Annotated in this window: 13 protein-coding genes, 2 tRNA genes and 1 pseudogene; 6 read left to right on the top strand and 10 right to left on the bottom strand. The window is 56.0% G+C overall.

All coding sequences use genetic code 11. The features are described from left to right. Positions 1 to 2 precede the first annotated feature (2 nt). Both AC2T6E_RS09210 and AC2T6E_RS09205 read left to right on the top strand, forming a co-directional pair. The gene (locus tag AC2T6E_RS09210) at positions 3 to 2,192 is read left to right on the top strand and encodes a TonB-dependent siderophore receptor (RefSeq protein WP_010432111.1); all 2,190 of its coding nucleotides are present in this window, start codon (positions 3 to 5) and stop codon (positions 2,190 to 2,192) included. Between the two features lie 164 nt (positions 2,193 to 2,356). After that, a tRNA-Asn gene (locus AC2T6E_RS09205) sits at positions 2,357 to 2,432 on the top strand. Between the two features lie 54 nt (positions 2,433 to 2,486). On the opposite strand, the gene AC2T6E_RS09200 is transcribed toward AC2T6E_RS09205, so the two are convergent. The 6 genes and pseudogenes from AC2T6E_RS09200 to nac form a co-directional block, all read right to left on the bottom strand. Further along, positions 2,487 to 2,819: a type II toxin-antitoxin system PemK/MazF family toxin gene (locus tag AC2T6E_RS09200; protein WP_089600503.1), complete on the bottom strand. Its 333-nt coding sequence runs from the start codon at positions 2,817 to 2,819 to the stop codon at positions 2,487 to 2,489. Next, complete coding sequence (locus AC2T6E_RS09195; RefSeq protein WP_045286302.1) at positions 2,820 to 3,077, bottom strand: AbrB/MazE/SpoVT family DNA-binding domain-containing protein; 258 nt, start codon at positions 3,075 to 3,077, stop codon at positions 2,820 to 2,822. Positions 3,078 to 3,353: 276 nt separating this feature from the next. Further along, a complete protein-coding gene (locus AC2T6E_RS09190; protein WP_148399955.1) occupies positions 3,354 to 4,313 on the bottom strand; it encodes a quinone oxidoreductase family protein in 960 nt (319 codons plus the stop codon). Positions 4,314 to 4,335: 22 nt separating this feature from the next. Further along, positions 4,336 to 4,434 (bottom strand): annotated as a pseudogene (locus tag AC2T6E_RS09185) (RidA family protein); the annotation flags it as partial. A gap of 210 nt (positions 4,435 to 4,644) precedes the next feature. Then, positions 4,645 to 5,595 (bottom strand): HTH-type transcriptional regulator Cbl, encoded by a 951-nt coding sequence (cbl, locus tag AC2T6E_RS09180; RefSeq protein WP_010432106.1) that lies wholly within the window; start codon positions 5,593 to 5,595, stop codon positions 4,645 to 4,647. A gap of 96 nt (positions 5,596 to 5,691) precedes the next feature. Continuing rightward, positions 5,692 to 6,609 carry a nitrogen assimilation transcriptional regulator NAC gene (gene nac / locus AC2T6E_RS09175; protein ID WP_010432103.1) on the bottom strand — a complete coding sequence of 306 codons (918 nt, stop codon included), beginning with the start codon at positions 6,607 to 6,609 and terminating at the stop codon, positions 5,692 to 5,694. A 319-nt stretch (positions 6,610 to 6,928) separates the two neighbouring features. On the opposite strand from nac, the gene AC2T6E_RS09170 reads away from it, so the two are divergent. After that, positions 6,929 to 7,004 (top strand) — tRNA-Asn (locus tag AC2T6E_RS09170). 134 nt (positions 7,005 to 7,138) lie between these two features. On the opposite strand, the gene ldtA is transcribed toward AC2T6E_RS09170, so the two are convergent. From ldtA to AC2T6E_RS09155, 3 genes are all read right to left on the bottom strand, one after another. Beyond that, a complete protein-coding gene (ldtA, locus tag AC2T6E_RS09165) occupies positions 7,139 to 8,035 on the bottom strand; it encodes a L,D-transpeptidase (RefSeq protein WP_108418197.1) in 897 nt (298 codons plus the stop codon). Positions 8,036 to 8,096: 61 nt separating this feature from the next. Continuing rightward, entirely contained in the window at positions 8,097 to 10,790 is a 2,694-nt protein-coding gene (locus AC2T6E_RS09160; protein WP_108418196.1) for a cation-transporting P-type ATPase, read from the bottom strand. 47 nt (positions 10,791 to 10,837) lie between these two features. Beyond that, positions 10,838 to 11,269, bottom strand: a complete 432-nt coding sequence (locus tag AC2T6E_RS09155) for a universal stress protein (protein ID WP_010432094.1) — start codon at positions 11,267 to 11,269, stop codon at positions 10,838 to 10,840. A 397-nt stretch (positions 11,270 to 11,666) separates the two neighbouring features. Here AC2T6E_RS09155 and AC2T6E_RS09150 point away from each other — a divergent pair, with 397 nt between their 5' ends. From AC2T6E_RS09150 to AC2T6E_RS09140, 3 genes are read left to right on the top strand one after another with little or no spacing between them, the layout of a single operon-like run. Beyond that, the gene (locus AC2T6E_RS09150) at positions 11,667 to 12,752 is read left to right on the top strand and encodes an efflux RND transporter periplasmic adaptor subunit (protein ID WP_214605607.1); all 1,086 of its coding nucleotides are present in this window, start codon (positions 11,667 to 11,669) and stop codon (positions 12,750 to 12,752) included. Then, entirely contained in the window at positions 12,752 to 15,814 is a 3,063-nt protein-coding gene (locus AC2T6E_RS09145) for an efflux RND transporter permease subunit (RefSeq protein WP_486691434.1), read from the top strand. Before AC2T6E_RS09150 ends, AC2T6E_RS09145 begins: the two co-directional genes overlap by 1 nt. Continuing rightward, positions 15,811 to 16,776 (top strand): acyltransferase, encoded by a 966-nt coding sequence (locus AC2T6E_RS09140; protein WP_341494230.1) that lies wholly within the window; start codon positions 15,811 to 15,813, stop codon positions 16,774 to 16,776. Before AC2T6E_RS09145 ends, AC2T6E_RS09140 begins: the two co-directional genes overlap by 4 nt. On the opposite strand, the gene pagP is transcribed toward AC2T6E_RS09140, so the two are convergent. After that, positions 16,773 to 17,348 (bottom strand): lipid IV(A) palmitoyltransferase PagP, encoded by a 576-nt coding sequence (gene pagP, locus AC2T6E_RS09135; protein WP_174339782.1) that lies wholly within the window; start codon positions 17,346 to 17,348, stop codon positions 16,773 to 16,775. The two genes, AC2T6E_RS09140 and pagP, sit on opposite strands and share 4 nt — an antisense overlap. Positions 17,349 to 17,372: the final 24 nt, after the last annotated feature.

Genomic DNA, 17,372 nt, shown 5'->3' with positions numbered 1-17,372 from the left:
CAATGAAACGTTCTCATCTTTGGGTTTTAAATCCTTGCTTGCTTGCAATGCTTTCTACCTCTGCGTGGGCGGAAGAACAAAAGGAAGAAGATATCGTGGTCTCTGCCAGCCGTGCTCACCGCAGCGTAGCTGAAATGGCGCAGACCACCTGGGTCATTGAACGGGCTGAAATTGAGCAGCAGGTTCAGGGCGGAAAAGAGATTAAAGAAGTGCTGGCCCAGCTGATCCCGGGCATGGACGTCAGCAGCCAGGGGCGCACCAACTACGGCATGAACCTGCGCGGTCGTTCGATGATGGTGATGGTGGACGGCGTGCGTCTGAACTCGTCACGCAGCGACAGCCGCCAGCTCGACTCTATCGATCCGTTCAATATCGATCGTATTGAAGTGATCTCCGGTGCCACCTCGCTCTACGGCGGCGGCAGCACCGGCGGCCTGGTGAACATCGTCACCAAAAAGGGCCAGCCGGATACCGAAGTGGAGTTCCAGACCGGGACAAAGAGCGGGTTTAACAGCCACAACGATCACGATGAGAACGTGTCGGCAGCCGTCAGCGGCGGCAACGATAAGGCCTCCGGTCGTCTGTCGGTGTCGTATCAGCGCTACGGCGGCTGGTATGACGGCAACGGCGACGAGGTGATTATCGATAACACCCAGACCGGCCTGCAGTATTCCGACCGTATTGACGTGATGGGCACGGGCACCATCAACATTGACGATCATCAGCAGCTGCAGCTCACCACGCAGTACTACAAGAGCGAGTCCGACGGGAAGCACGGTTTGTTCCTCGGCGAGAACTTCTCGGCGGTGACGGGCGATGCAAAAGCCTACAACAAAGACAACCTCAACTCCGATCGTATCCCCGGTACCGAGCGTCACCTGATTAACCTGCAGTACTCGAATACCGATTTCTGGGGCCAGGACCTGGTCGCGCAGATTTACTATCGCGATGAGAGCCTGACCTACTACCCGTTCCCGACGCTGAGCAAAGGTGCGGTGACCAGCATTGGCGCATCCCAGCAGAAAACCGACTTTTACGGCGGCAAGCTGACGCTGAACAGCAAGCCGGTGGATGATTTGACCCTCACCTGGGGTGTCGATGCCGACCATGAAACCTTCGATGCCAACCAGCAGTTCTTCGATCTGAGTAAAGCGGCGGCAAGCGGCGGCATGGATCTGGAAAATGCCTACAACGTGGGCCGTTATCCGGGTTACAGCATTACCAACCTTGCCCCGTTCCTGCAGGCCAGCTATGACATTGATGCCATCACCCTGAGCGGTGGCGTGCGCTACCAGTACACTGAAAACAAGGTGGATGACTTTGTTGGTTACGCCCAGCAGCAGGCCATCGCTAACGGGAAAGCCACCTCCGCCGACGCGGTGCCGGGTGGGAAAACGGATTACAACAACTTCCTGTTTAACGCCGGGATACTCGGTCGCCTGACCGAACAGCAGCAGCTGTGGTTTAACTTCTCGCAAGGCTTTGAAATCCCTGACCTGGCGAAATACTACGGCTCTGGCACCTACCAGCTCGTCGACGGCCACTATCGCCTGCTGAACAGCGTGAACGTGAACGACTCGACGCTGGACGGGATCAAGGTCAACGCCTACGAGCTGGGCTGGCGTTTCACCGGCGACAACCTGCGCACGCAGGTCGCGGCGTACTACTCGCTTTCCGATAAAACCATCACCATCAACAAGAGTGACATGACCATCAACCTCGAAGACGATAAACGTCGTATTTACGGGGTCGAAGGCCAGGTAGACTACTTCTTCACCGACAGCGACTGGAGCACAGGCGCGAACTTTAACGCCATTAAGTCTGAGACGCGTGAAAACGGAAAATGGGAGAAGCTGACGGTCGACAGCGCCAGCCCGTCGAAGGCCAGCGCATGGGTTAACTGGGCACCGGGCGACTGGGCGCTGCGCGTGCAGAGCACGCAGACCTTTGACGTGTCTGACGCCGACGGTAAGAAGATTGATGGCTATAATACCATTGATTTCCTGGGCAGCTACGCCCTGCCGGTGGGCAAGGTCAGCTTCAGCGTGGAAAACCTGCTGGACAAAGACTACACCACCGCCTGGGGCCAGCGCGCGCCGGGGCTGTATAGCCCAACCTACGGCGCACCGGGCCTGTATACCTATAAAGGTCGCGGACGCACCTTTGGTCTGAACTACTCCGTACTGTTCTGATCCTGCGCGCCGCCTGCGGGCGGCGCATATTGCTGTGTAATTTCAACGCGAATTTGCTATAAAATCAGCGATTTGCTGAAATTGTCGGCAAACGAACGAAAAGTTTACTTTCCCCCTTTGACAAGGGGAACGCAGGTCGATAATATTCGCCCCGTTCACACGATTCCTCTGTAGTTCAGTCGGTAGAACGGCGGACTGTTAATCCGTATGTCACTGGTTCGAGTCCAGTCAGAGGAGCCAAATTTAAGAAGCCTGCTTTTGAAGCAGGCTTTTTGCTTTTCTGCGTCTCTGATGTTAATTCAGAATCGCATCCAGCCTGGCAAGTACTTCATTTACAACGGCGTCAGGTATACGTTCCAGCCGCATGCCGTTCCGGGCAGCCATATCAATGGTTCTGGGCTGGTCGCAGCGAATAACGCCCGTTGTTTTTGTCCCCGCCCCTTCCAGTGAAACGGTGAAACCTGCTGTACGAGCAAAGTTTCCGCCGCTGGTGACGGGAACCACTACCGGTAGCCGGGTCAGCTTGTTAAACGACGCCTTCGATACGATAAGCACCGGACGTTTTCCACTTTGCTCGTGGCCAGCAATCGGATCCAGTGAAACAAGCCAGATTTCCCCTCTGTCCATTTACAGGATCTCCTTGCCTACCGCAGGCGCATCAATCCATTCCCGCTCCTCTTCGCTCATTTCAGCGTGCGGATCGCACTGCGCCAGCAGCTCCTCAAGTGAATAATGAGGCCGTTTCTGGGGTTCGATAATCAGGCAGCCATTATTAATGGTCATGCCGACTTCGCTGTCCGTCGAGAGCTCCAGCGTTTTCAGTACGGCGGGAGGAACCGCCAGCATGATGGATCCGCCGACCTTTTTCAGGCGAGTTGTATACATAGCGCACCTCCGAATATTATATTTTAATATAACATTCAGGACGGGAGGTGCGCAATTATTCATCAGATTCATGGTGATTTCCTTTTCGTAATGAAGTGGGCAGAAAGCCGTTATCTATCGAAGGGCAGTGCAGGTGGGAACGAAGTGCGTCACTAAGAAGGTAGATAATAGAAAACTGTTTTTGCGGTTCAAAGGATTTTGGCGGATAGGATAATCGAAATGCGAGGCGGCTTCCGGATCGCTGCTGTGTGGGGGCCAGGTTGAGGTCCCCCTCTCTCACGGCTTCATAACGATGCGGCCAAGCGGTTTCGCTGTCTCAGCGTATTCATGGGCCGCGGCGGCGTTAGCCAGGGGGAAGATGCGGTCAATGACAACCCTGATGCGCCCTTCTGCCACAGCCTGCAAGATGTCGTCCACGCTTGTCCGAACGCCGGGCCTTTCAAAAAGGGGCCCCATGAATACCCCCATGAGTGTCTGGTTAGATTGCATTGGCGGCCACAAGTCGACAGTCAGACTGCCACCGCCCGCATTACCGACGAAGACGAGACGTCCTTGCGGAGCGAGTGCAGAAAGCGAAACAGGCAACGTCGTCCCTACCGGATCGATGACGAGGTCAACACCGGCGCCACGGGTGCACTCTCGGACACTGTCAACGATGTTGTCCTCTACACGATCCACGACATAATCGGCACCCAATTCAAGCAACCGACTTCTTCGCTGCGTCCCGCTTGCCACAGCGATAACCGTCGCGCCTGCTTGTGAGGCAAGCTGAACGGCCGCGAGCCCCACGCCCCCTGCTGCTGCCTGAATCAGGACGGTTTCTCCATGCCGGAGCATGCCTCGAGTGAAAAGGCAATGATGCGCGGTTCCAAAAGAAATCGGTACCACCGCCGCGTCTGCTGCATCCACCCCATCCGGTATAAGCCAGGTTCGTTCCGCAGGCACAGCCCAACGTTCCGCATGCGATCCCTGCATGCTAAACGCAGTCACTCTGTCTCCAACCCTGCGATGACGGACTTTCGAACCGACGGCAACCACTGTGCCCGCGGCCGCGTAGCCAACGATCCACGAAGGAAGAGGCGGCGGAGTTGAACGCCGGTTGATCAGATCTCCCCCTTCAATCGAGATTGCCTCGACAGAAATCAGGACGTCATCAGGCCCTGCGACCGGATCCGGGACATCAATGTATTGCAGGACGTCGGGAGCGCCTTCCACGTCATAAACCGCTGCTTTCATTAATTTTCCTCTGTCATATCAAGACCCGTAGGAAACCGCTAGATTTGATGGCAGGTGAGTACCGATTACGATCATAGAGCGCCTGCCGTCCGAAGGGGAAAACGGCTTCGCGTGTTGTCATGTTTGTACCTTTGTAATGGGGCGAAATCTGTCCGGTGAACACAAAGACACTTTACAGGTGCCAGATCGGGCGGATAAACCAGCGACGTTTTCCATCATTCTTTATAAGCTGCTCAAGGGTTCTTCCCATCGTGCTATTCCCTCTCTAAAAACTATCCTTTCAACTGAGCGACAAGCCCGGCCAGCGCAGCGCTAACGGGCAAGCCAGTAGCTAGATCTGGTAATCAATCGCCACTTCTTCCGGCTCCATTACCTGACGTTTAATCTCGTCCACAGACAGCCCGGCATTGCATAGCTCGATAAAGCGCCAGACATAGTTGCGCTGCAGCTGTCCGCGCTTCAGCCCAAGCCAGACGGTATTGGCGTCAAACAGGTGACGCGTATCAAGACGCACGAGGTTCCCGTCTTCGCGTTCCCCGCTGGACTGTTCCGCCACCAGGCCAATGCCCAGACCCAGCTCGACGTAAGTTTTGATCACATCGGAGTCCTGCGCGCTCAGCACCACGTCCGGCGTGAGCCCTTTGCGGTTGAAGGCTTCATCAATACGCGAGCGTCCGGTAATGCCCTGGCGGTAAGTGATCAGCGGCCATTTCGCAATGTCTTCCAGCGTCAGGGGAGAGACCTGATTCAGCGGATGATCGACTGGGAGTAATAAACTGTGGTACCAGCGGAACCACGGGAAGGCCACCAGCAGCGGATCGTTGCTCAGACGCTCGCTGGCGATGCCGATATCTGCCCCGCCGTTTTGCAGCAGCACTTCAATTTCCTGCGGCGTGCCCTGAATAAGCTCCAGACGGACATCTGGGAAAAGTTCGCGGAAGGCTTTAATCACCGGCGGCAGGCTGTAGCGCGCCTGGGTGTGGGTAGTGGCGATGGTGAGCACGCCCGAGGCGTCATTGGTGAAGAGATCCGCCAGACGACGCACGTTGCTGGCCTCGTTGAGGATCCGCTCAGCGATGGTCAGCAATGCCTTGCCCGGCTCCGTCATCCCAAGCAGACGCTTGCCGCGACGGATAAAAATCTCTATCCCCAGTTCCTCTTCCAGCTCGCGAATATGGCGGCTGACGCCAGACTGGGATGTATAAAGCATGTTAGCGACTTCGGTCAGGTTGTAGTCCCGCCTGGCCGCCTCACGGATAATTTTAAGTTGCTGGAAATTCACGATTCACTCCGGCGCATCTGACATAGCTCTATTGTTAGAGTCAGCTGAGCTGCAGAACAAATAATAAAAACCAGCATCTTATGCTTTTATGGAATATCAACTCACGAGCTGGAGTTCACGGTTCTCAAGCGACGGCTTGCTGACCAGCGACATCAAAATCTCTTTTACCGCCTGCGCCTGCGGCGACAGCGATCCGCGTGCGGACATGTTCAGCGACAGCGGCAGGCTCATTGAAGGCGTGGTGATGCGCGCCATCCAGCCGTTTGCCGCACTGCAAAGCGAGCGGGCGGCGGACTCCGGCAGGACTGTTACGCCCATTCCGCTGGCAATCGCTGCCGTCAGCGTGGAAATAGAATCAATTTCGCCAATAATTTTGGCCGTCAGGCGACGCAGGGAGAACGCTTCATCCACGCGCACGCGCACCGCGCTGTAATCGCGCGGCAGGAAGAGATTCATCTCGGCCACGGCGGTTAAATCAACGCTCTGACCCGGGCAGTCGCGGGTGCCGACCAGATAAAGATCTTCTTTCAGCAGCGGCTGGCTGGTGATCCCGGCGACGGGAGAGCGATCGTAAAGGACGGCCATATCCAGCTGGCCGTTGAGCAGTTTGTCATTCAGAACGGAACCGCTGTTTTCGTGCAGGTAGACCAGCACTTCAGGCAGCTCAGCGCGAACGGCCTGCAGCAGTGGCATGGTGATAGACGATGCCGCGGTTCCTGGCGCTAAACCAATGGAAACGTGGCCGCTCAGGGTCTGGCCGACATTGTTCACCGCCAGCTGCGCCTGTTCACACTGACGCAGAATAGTGCGGGCATGGGTATACAAAATTTTGCCTGCTTCTGTTGGCGTTACGCCGCGCTTGGTGCGGATCAGTAATTGCTGGTCCATCTCGCCTTCCAGCGTAGCCACCTGCTGGCTCAGCGCAGGCTGCGCGATATGCAGCACTTCTGCCGCTTGAGTCAGGCTGCCGATATCGACGATTTTTACGAAGTATTTCAGTCGTCTTAAGTTCATTTTGCCCCCTGTTCAAAAAACTGTGCCGGAACCGGCTGTCGTTGTTGAAGAGGTTTTGCAATATGAATGCCAGTTTTGCGAAGAGGTCTGATTTGTTGCTAAGCGGCTGAAAATAAGGAAAGCTAATCATGGATGGGGGTTTAATGACTGAAACAGCGGTTTATGATCTGCCCCATTAGAGGTATGTTTGCACCATGACGGTGCATTACGTTGGCAAAAGCGTCACTTTGCTGATTTTGTCAGCAAACGATCAAAAGGTGTTGATCCATCCTTTGACAAGGCGAACGCAGGTCGATAATATGCGCCCCGTTCACACGATTCCTCTGTAGTTCAGTCGGTAGAACGGCGGACTGTTAATCCGTATGTCACTGGTTCGAGTCCAGTCAGAGGAGCCAAATTTGAAAAGCCTGCTTTTAAAGCAGGCTTTTTGCTTTTCTGCGGCGGGTAAAATTGTCGGGTGGCGGCTTCGCCTTACCCGACCTACGGGACTGTAGGCCCGGTAAGCGCAGCGCCACCGGGCGAAACGAACTCAATGGCTGAGCTTCACCGGCATCCCCGACCGCCGCTCCAGTTCTGCCCCCGCCCCCTCGTTTATCAGCTGCGTCCGCTGTGCGGCTGAAATGGGCAGAGGCACTTTCCGTGTTGACTCAAATTCCGCGCGGTTACGTGATAATGGCTCATGAACCTCAACCCAGCGGCTGCCGTCCGGCTCGGTGGTGCTTTTAACGGGCCTGTCGATAAGCTGCACGCGGGTTCCTACGGGGACATTATCGAAAAGGTATTTGATGTCGTTATTACGCAGACGAATACAGCCCTGGCTCACCCGCAGCCCGATGCCGAAATTCGAGTTTGTGCCGTGAATGGCATAGAGCCTGCCGATATAAATCGCATACAGCCCCATCGGGTTATCCGGCCCGGCGGGCACGAACGCCGGAAGCGTTTTCCCCTCTGCCGCATAGGCGCGGCGCGTGTTCGGCGTCGGAGACCAGGTTGGCCCCTCCTGCTTACGCTCAACGGCCGTCACCCAGTTACGCGGGGTTTCGCGTCCGGCCTGACCGATGCCGATGGGCAGCACTTCAACGGTGTTGCCGATAGGCGGATAGTAGTAGAGGCGCATTTCCGCCGCATTTACGATGATCCCCTCGCGGACGGTGTCAGGCAAAATCAGCTGCTGAGGTATTACCAGACGGGTGCCGGATTTAGGCAAAAAAGGATCCACGCCCGGGTTTGCTTCCAGCAGGTTGCTCAGCCCCTGCCCGTACTGCGCGGCAAAGGCTTCCAGAGGAAGCGTGTTGCCTTCGGGAACGGTGATGATAATCGGGGTTCCCACCAGACGACTGCCTTCCGGCGGTAGCGTATAGGTTACGGCAAACGCACCGGGGGCAACGGCACACAGCGTAAGGACGAACCAGGTAAGTCGAATCATAGTTTCCTGTGCTCAAAAAAGAGAAAGCCTGGACTCAGGCAGGCTTTCTCAGTTTACGCTATCACGCCTCGGTTTTGCGCCACCGGCGCGTCAGTACTTTTTCCGCCTCGACAATAAGGAACATCACAAAACCAATCAGCAGGGTGATGACCCAGTAGCGGAACGGCAGCGCCTCGGTGCCAAACAGCATCTGCATGAAGGGTGCGTAAATAATAAGAAGCTGTAGCGCCAGCAGCACGCCGCTGACGATCCAAATCCCTTTGTTCGCCAGCAGGCCTTTGCTCAGCGAGAAGCCGTCATTTACGCGACAGTTGAGCATGTAGAACCACTGCGCCGTTACCAGGGTTTGCAGCAGTACGGTGCGGATAAATTCCGCCGAATAGCCGCGCGGCTGTAGCCAGGCTTCCAGCACGAAGGCGCTAATGGCAATCATCAGACCGACAAACACCACGCGCCAGATGGCGTAGCCGTCCATCACGTGGAGATTCGCTTTTCGCGGCGGCCGGTTCATGATGTCCTTCTCACCCGCTTCAAACGCCAGGCCAAACGACAGCGTGGCCGATGTCGCCATGTTCATCCACAGGATCAGGACCGGCGTGAGCGGGATCAGGTTCCCCGCCAGCAGCGCGATGATGATCAGCAGAGCCTGCGCGATGTTGCTCGGGATAACGAACAGAATGGTCTTTTTCAGGTTATCGTAAACCCGACGTCCCTCGTGCACCGCGCGGGCAATGGTGGCAAAGTTGTCATCCGTTAACACCATGTCGGCGGCTTCCTTGGTGACTTCCGTCCCCTTAATCCCCATGGCGATACCCACATCCGCCCGCTTGAGCGCTGGAGCATCATTTACGCCATCCCCGGTCATGCCCACGACTTCCTGTTTACTTTGCAGAGCCTGCACAAGGCGGAATTTATCCTCCGGGCTGGTGCGGGCGAAAATGTCGTACTGCTGGGCGGCGTCGCTCAGCTGACGATCGTCCATCGCCTCCAGCTCACGTCCGGTGATAGCGCTTGCGGCGTTACCTATCCCCAACATTTGCCCAATGCTCATTGCCGTTTGCGGGTGGTCCCCGGTAATCATTTTCACGCGGATCCCGGCCTGCAGACAGTCGGCAATGGCGGTAATGGCCTCCGGACGCGGCGGATCCATCATTCCTGCAATACCCAGCAGGATCACGCCATCATGCAGGTCCGGGTGATCCAGCTCGCGCTGTCCCTCGCGGGCAGGTTTCCAGGCCGCGGCCACCATGCGCAACCCTTCCCGGGCATACTCTTCAATCTTCCCTTCCCAGTAAGGCTGATCGAACGGCTGCAGTCCGTCATTCGTCTGCTGGTACTGGCAGAGGCGGAACAGGACGTCCGGCGCGCCAGTGATTAAAATCACCTCTTCATCGCCCAGCCGGTACAGCGTGGACATGTATTTATACTGCGAATCAAACGGGATTTTACTGCGCATTTCGGTATCGAGCGGTGGGAGCGGGATTTTCGCCGCCAGCACCTTCAGCGCGCCCTCGGTTGGGCCCCCGGTGATTTTCCACAGCCCCTGCTCGTCTTTGATCAGCTGGCTGTCATTACAGAGGTCAATGGTGCGCAGGTAGCGTTCCAGCAGGGAACCCTGCGTCACGCTAACGGGCGTTGGGTCATCTACGGGGTGAATATTCCCCACCGGTTCGTAGCTGTCGCCCTCCACGCGATAGGTCGTGTCAGCGGTAATCACCGCTTTGACCGTCATTTCATTCATCGTCAGGGTGCCGGTTTTATCCGAGCAGATGACCGTCATTGCGCCCAGCGTTTCCACCGTAGGCAGCTTGCGAATGATGGCCTTGCGACGCGCCATGGCCTGTACGCCAAGCGAAAGGATGATGGAAATGATGGCCGGCAGGCCTTCCGGCACGGCGGCAACGGCAAGGCTGATAAGCGACAGCACCAGTTCAGAAACCGGCATATCCCGGAACAGGAGACTAAAGACAAACAGCGCCACCATCATCACCAGGATAGTGATGAAGATAGTCTTACCGAGCTTATCCATCTGCACCATCAGCGGCGTGCGGTGTTTTTCAATGTCGGACATCATCTGATTGATGTGGCCCAGCTCGGTCTCGCCCCCGGTTGCCACCACCACGCCTTTACCGCCGCCGGAGCTGACGGTGGTGCCTGAGTAGAGCAGATTATACCGGTCACCTAAAGGCAGTTCCCCGCTTAACGCATCGCTGTTTTTCTCAACAACGGTGGATTCGCCGGTCAGGATGGCCTCCTCCACGCGCAGGTTATGTGCTTCAATCACGCGCAGGTCCGCAGGGATACGGTCCCCGGCGCGGATCACCACGATATCACCCGGGACCAGCGCCGTGGTGGGGATCGTTTCATGATTCCCCTGTCGTACCACCACGGCTTCGCTGGAGAGCATATTGCGAATGCTCTGCAACGATTTTTCAGCATTGCTCTCCTGGATATGGCCAATCAGCGCGTTAATGATGGCAACACCAAGGATCACAAACATGTCTACCCAGTGGCCCATAAAGAGCTTAAGCAACGCGGCCACCAGCAGCACGTAAATCAACACATCGTTAAAGTGCGCCAGGAAGCGCAGCCAGGCGGGTTTGCCCTTTTTTTGCGGTAACGCATTCTCACCGTGCTGCTGAAGTCGGGCTGATGCCTCAGTGCCGCTAAGGCCTTCCAGGGTGGAGTGGATATTCGACAGGGTTTCGTCAACGGTTTGTTGATAATACGGACGTTCAGGTTTTCCTGTTTTCATCGTTCCTTCCTCAGGTTCTATTCAGAAATCACCTTGCTTCTCTGTAATTAACGAATAACGAAAACAGGAACATGTGCGTAACGAACAATACTTGCCGCCTCTGATCCTAACAAATGGGTTTGAATATTGGGATTTCGCGAGCCAACAATAATCGCGCCGACAGCCAGTTCATCCGCCAGCTTAATAACCTCATCACGAACGTTCCCGCTACGGACATGGAGATGAACACGCGCTTCAGGCAGATTCAATTTTTTGACCAGGTCAGACAGCTTTTCTTTCGAATTATTAATCATATATTCATCCATTTTGCGCGCATCTGAAATAAAACCACGCGTCAGTTCGGCTGAAAATTTGGGCATGACGTGCAGCAAATGAATGTCACCCGATGCGCTTTGCGCCAGAAACTGTGCATGCTGCAACGCTTTATCCGCCAGGCTTGTCTCGTAGACATCCACCGGAACGAGAATGTTTTTATACATATCGAGCATCCTTTTTATAACCAACACGAGAGTGAGTGAAGCAAAAAAACGCATTAAATGCAGGGGGTTGCCCTTAATGCCAGTTACGGTAAAAAGAGATGAATAATATTAAACGTAGCACAGGAATATCAGGTTTAACGCTTCCCCACTGATAATGGTTATTTAACATTTATGTTTTCGCCGACTATGCTCATAGTCAGCCACCGCTTCCGGCTCATGGAGGAATGTATGTATGGTTTAAGCCTGATCCGCCTGGGTATGTTTATTGCACTCGCCATTATCGCCAGTACGGCGATTGGTTTATTTACCTATATGGTCGTCACTGTTCTGGCAGAATAGTGTCACCCCCTGTCCAGGTTATGGAATAAATAAAACAGTTATTTATTAGGGGAATACAGTGAACCGCTACCTCTCTCTTTTACCGTTCGTTTTGTTAACGCTCACGGCGTGCGACCCGAAACCGAACCAAGCCTCCCCCCTGCCCAGGATGGTAAAAGTGGCGGAGGTGACGGTTCCCGGCCACGCCCAGCAGCGCGTTTTCCCCGCCCGCATTGAATCGGGCGATGCCACAGACCTTTCCTTCAAGCGCGCAGGGCAAATTGAAGCGCTCGATGTACGCCAGGGTGCTGCCATCAAACAGGGGCAACAGCTTGCCAGACTGAACGCCCGCGAAGCCCAGCAGCGGGTTAACGACAGACAAACGGCGGCGACGCTGGCCCAGAGGCAGTTCGACCGCTTCCAGACGCTGGCAGGACGACAGGCCATTTCAAAAGCCGAGATGGACGTGCAGCGTGCGAACCGCGATTCGGCGAATGCGGCGCTGCAGATTGCCCGGGAAGAGCTAAATCAGATGACGCTCGTTGCACCCTTTAGCGGGACGGCGGCCAGCGTGCACGTGCGAAACCATCAGGTGGTGTCCGCCGGTCAGCCCATCGCGACGTTAACCCGTACCGATCTGCTGGACGTGGTGTTCAGCATCCCTGAAAACCTGTTTAAGACCTTTGATATCCGCAACGCGCAGTATCGCCCCGTGGTGAAAATTAACGCCCTTCCGGATCGGGAATTTACCGCCGTCTACAAAGAGCACTCGGGCAGCAGCGACAGCAATACCCTGACCTGGCAGGTGATACTCACCATGCCGCGACCCGATGATTTTCCCGCCGTCGGTGGCGTAAGCGGTACGGTGACCATCAATTTAACCAACCTCCCGGCCGGTGCGGGTGCTCAGGCGCTCGTCGTACCGGTTGAGGCAGTCTTTAACCCGGACAACAGCCCGCGCAATGAGCCGCACGTCTGGGTCGTAACGGGAGAAGGCGACACCCTCCATCTGGAAGACCGCAAGGTCAGCGTGGGGCAAGTGAGTACCGAAGGCGTGGTAATCACCAGCGGGCTGAAGGCGGGCGAGCGCGTGGTGGCCGCAGGCGTTGGGGAACTGCATGCTAACCAGCCGGTGCGTATCTGGACGCGTGAACGGGGACTGTAATGGATATCTCTCGTCAATTTATTAATAACCCTGTTCGCGTCTGGCTAACGATCCTGCTGCTGGGCGTCGGGGGGATTTTCGCCCTGTTGAATATCGGCAGGCTGGAAGATCCCGCCTTTACCATCAAAACCGCAGTGGTGGTCACCCACTACCCCGGCGCATCCGCTCAGCAGGTTGAAGAGGAGGTAACGCTTCCGCTGGAGAATGCCCTGCAGCAGCTGCCTTATCTGGACAACGTGAGCTCCATCTCGTCAAACGGTCTGTCGCAAATCACCGTTAACATCGCTTCACGCTATCACTCGAACGAACTGCCGCAGATTTGGGATGAACTTCGCCGCCGCGTGGGCGATGCCTCGCGTCAGTTCCCGCCCGGCGTCATCACGCCCTTTGTGAATGACGATTTCGGCGACGTGTTCGGCTTCTTCTTCGCCATTTCCGGAGATGAATTCAGTAATCCTGAACTGGTGAGATATGCGGAGCAGCTGCGCCGGGAGTTGATTCTGATCCCCGGCGTCGCGAAGGTTGCCATCGGCGGGGCCATTAGCCAACAGGTCAACATCGATATCTCCCTGACCAAAATGGCCGCGCGCGGCATTACGCTGAACCAGCTTTCCGCCCTGCTCAACAGACTTAACGTCGTTTCCAGCGCCGGAGAAATCACCTCCGGCACCGAATCCATTCGCCTGCACCCGACCGGTGAGTTCGAAAATCTTGATGAACTGGCGGATATCATCATCACGCCTTCCGGCACCGGGGCGGCGACGCGTCTGCGGGATATCGCCACGCTGTCGCGCGGGCTGAACGAATCGCCAGCCAGCATTTACCATGCCAACGGCAAAAAAGCCGTCACCATGGGCGTCTCGTTTATTCCCGGCGTGAACGTGATCGACGTGGGCCACGCGCTGGAGGCGAAGCTAAGCCAGATGTCGGCGGAAAAACCGGCAGGCATACAGATAGACCTGTTTTACGATCAGGCAGCCGAAGTGGGCCACTCCGTTAACGGTTTTATTATTAACTTCCTGATGGCGCTGGCGATTGTCATCGGTGTGCTGCTGATCTTTATGGGCGTACGCAGCGGGATCATCATTGCGTTTTCTCTCGCGCTCAACGTGCTCGGCACGCTGCTGATTATGTATCTGTGGGGCATTGAGCTGCAGCGCATCTCGCTCGGGGCGCTGATTATCGCCCTCAGCATGCTGGTGGATAACGCCATCGTGATTGTCGAAGGGGTGTTGATCGCCCGACAGCAGGGCTCCCCGCTGTTAACCGCCGTGAACTACATCATCCGCCGCTCCGCCCTGCCGCTGCTGGGGGCGACGGTGATTGCCATCCTGGCGTTTGCCCCTATCGGGCTGTCGCAGGATTCCACCGGGGAATACTGTAAATCCCTGTTCCAGGTGCTGCTGATTTCCCTGATGTTGAGCTGGTTCTCGGCGCTCACCCTCACCCCGGTGCTGATCAAGTGGTGGTTGTTTAAAAACGACGACACCCCCGATAAAACCGATGAGTCAGATCCTTACGACAAACGACTCTACCGCGTCTACCAGCGCCTGCTTAACACGCTGCTGCACCATAAGGCACCGACGCTCATTGTGATGGCTGCGCTGCTGGCAGCGTCTGTCTGGGGTTTTGGCGCCGTACGGCAAAACTTTTTCCCGTCGTCTAATACGCCGATTTTCTTTGTCGACCTCTGGCTACCCTACGGCACCGATATTAAATGGACCGAGAAAATGACCGGCGATATCGAAAAAACCATTAACGGCCAGCCGGGCGTGGAAACCACCGTCTCGACCATTGGTCAGGGCAGCATGCGGTTTATTCTGACCTACAGCGGACAGCGTCAGTACAGCAACTATGCGCAGATCATGGTGCGCATGGACGACCAGCGCAACATCTCCGCCCTGACGTGCCACATGGACGAGTACATCGCGCGAAACTATCCGCAGGTCAACGCCAGCACCAAACGCGTAATGTTTGGCCCCTCCGGCGACAGCGCCATTGAGGTGCGCATTAAAGGTCCCGATCCTGACCGGCTGCGCCTGATTGCCAGCCAGGTGGACGACATCCTCACCCGCGACCCGGCCACGGGCAGCGTCAGGAACGACTGGCAAAACCGCAGCAAGGTGATCCGCCCACAGTACGTTGCCGCCCTGGGCCGTGAGCTTGGCGTAGATAAACAGGACGTCGACAACGCGCTGGAGATGAACTTCTCCGGCAGCCGGGCGGGGCTATACCGGGAAGGCAGCGACCTGCTGCCCGTGGTGGTGCGCCCGCCTGAGAGCGAACGGCTGGATGCCAATCACCTGAACAACGTGCTGGTGTGGAGCCAGACGCGGCAGCAGTATATCCCGCTGAGTAACGTCGTCAGCCGCTTCTCGCTGGAGTGGGAGGATCCGCTCATCCTTCGACGCGACCGCTCGCGGGTACTGACGGTGCAAACGGATCCAGACCCGCTGAGCCAGCAAACCTCCGGGGACATTCTCGCCCGCGTGAAGCCGCAGATTGATGCCCTTCCCCTGCCACACGGCTACAGCATTGAATGGGGGGGCGACGCGGAAAACTCCAGTGAAGCGCAGCAAGGGCTGTTCACTACGCTACCTCTCGGGTATCTGGTGATGTTTGTCATTACGGTGCTGATGTTCAGCTCGGTAAAAAATGCCGTCGCCATCTGGCTGACCGTACCGCTGGCTCTGATCGGCGTGACGCCGGGATTTTTAATTACCGGCATTCCCTTTGGCTTTATGGCGCTGATTGGCCTGCTGAGCCTGAGCGGAATGCTCATCCGCAACGGCATCGTGCTGGTGGAAGAGATTGAACAGCAGAAAACGCAAAAGGATCAGCACAGCGCGATCGTGTACGCCGCCACCTCGCGCCTGCGCCCCATCCTGCTCACCGCGTTTACGACAGTGCTTGGCCTGGCTCCGCTACTGCTGGACGTTTTCTTCCAGAGCATGGCCGTTGTGATTATGTTTGGACTGGGGTTTGCTACAATCCTGACGCTGCTGGTACTCCCCGTGATCTATGCGTGTTTCCATCGTAAGGACGAAGCCAAACAACAATGAATGCGACAGGGCTGAACATTATCAAGACGCTGGGCTGCATGACGGCGGTCACCTTCTTCACCATCTACAACACCTGGGATCATTATGATTATGACTATCACTGGATCCTGGGGTTTTTAACCTTTATCTCGACCATCGCCACGCCGCTGTTTTTTGTGGTTTCGGGCTATCTCGATGGACAATCCCGGCACGGCACCCGCTGGCAGCTGGGTAAAATTAAAAGTCTGGTGATTGTTTTTCTGTTCTGGATAACGATCTACTACCTGTGGGAGCCCTATCAGCGCGGGTATTTAATCCAGCCCTGGTTCGTGTTCGCCTTTGTCGTGATTTACACCTTCCACCCGGCGGTGGAGTGGCTCAGCCAGCGGCGAGCGCTATTCTGCGGGGCGATTGCCGCCCTGCTGCTCTTTTCCTACGGATACGATCTGCTATCGGCGCTTTATCCTGAAACGCACGTCCTTTCCCTGTCACCGCAGTATCGCCTGTGGACATGGCTGCTGTTTTATCTGACGGGGCAACTCTTCTGCGACCCGAAAATCGCCGAGTGGATTAGCCGCAAAAATGTCGTCAGGGCGGCGGTTGTCGCCATCCCGTTTATCTATCTCTTCACCTGGTTTTACGAGCGCCACTTCTTCTTCGCGCTGTTCAAGGCGGACAGAAACGCCTTTATTCTCACCGGCTCTCAAATTTACATTTTGATCATCGCGCTGGTGATTGCGGCGAACGGCGTGCGCTTTCGTCGCAACGCCGAATTCAAAGAGTCGGTTCTGGCCGCCATCAGCAAAACGATGACCGGCGTGTATATTGTGCACTACTCGGTGTTTCACCTGCTGACGGCGCTGATACCGGTGACCTCCCTCGGTATAAAGCTTTCGCTGATTGTGCTCACGTTCGTCACCTCTGTTCTCTTCTCCATGCTGGTATTGTCTAACGCCGTGGCAAAAAAGGTGATTACCCTTTAAAAGCCTAAGCGCAGCCAGGCAAAGAGCACGTTGCCGTTGTTATACGTCCCGGGAATATAGGTGAACTGAACGGTAACGCGCTTATACCCGGCCGAAAACAGCGGAAAGATGAACGGTAGCGGCACGTAGTTGGCAAAATCATCTCGCGCCGTGATGCCCGCTGCAGCACCAAGCCCCAGGCGGAAATCCTTCGCATTATCCAGATACCAGCCCTTCTCCCAGCCATAGCCCATCGCGGGCTGCCATTCGTTGTGGGAGTCCTTGAACATCATCGCGAAGAGTGCGCTCCAGTTGCCCTCTTCGTTATAGCGGGAAACGCCCAGCCCGCCGCCCCACGGCATTTCATTGTAATTGTCCGTTTTTTCTTTGTCGTACATAAAGCGAGCATGCCAGCTCAGGAACGGCAGGTACAAATCGTAACGTTGAGGCTCTTCCCAGGTCTGGGAGATATCCTCCGTCAGCGTATTCCACCAGCCGCTAATTCGCTGTTCTCCATAGACTTTCTGCTCGGCATGAAGCGGTGCGGCGAATAAAAACAGGACAATCCATATGGCCGAAAAGGTGCGTTGCATCGTTTTTCCCTCAGCTTAAGTCAC

It is taken from the genome of Enterobacter sp. B79-1, from assembly GCF_057444735.1.
This window is presented reverse-complemented; position numbering and strand designations above follow the sequence as displayed.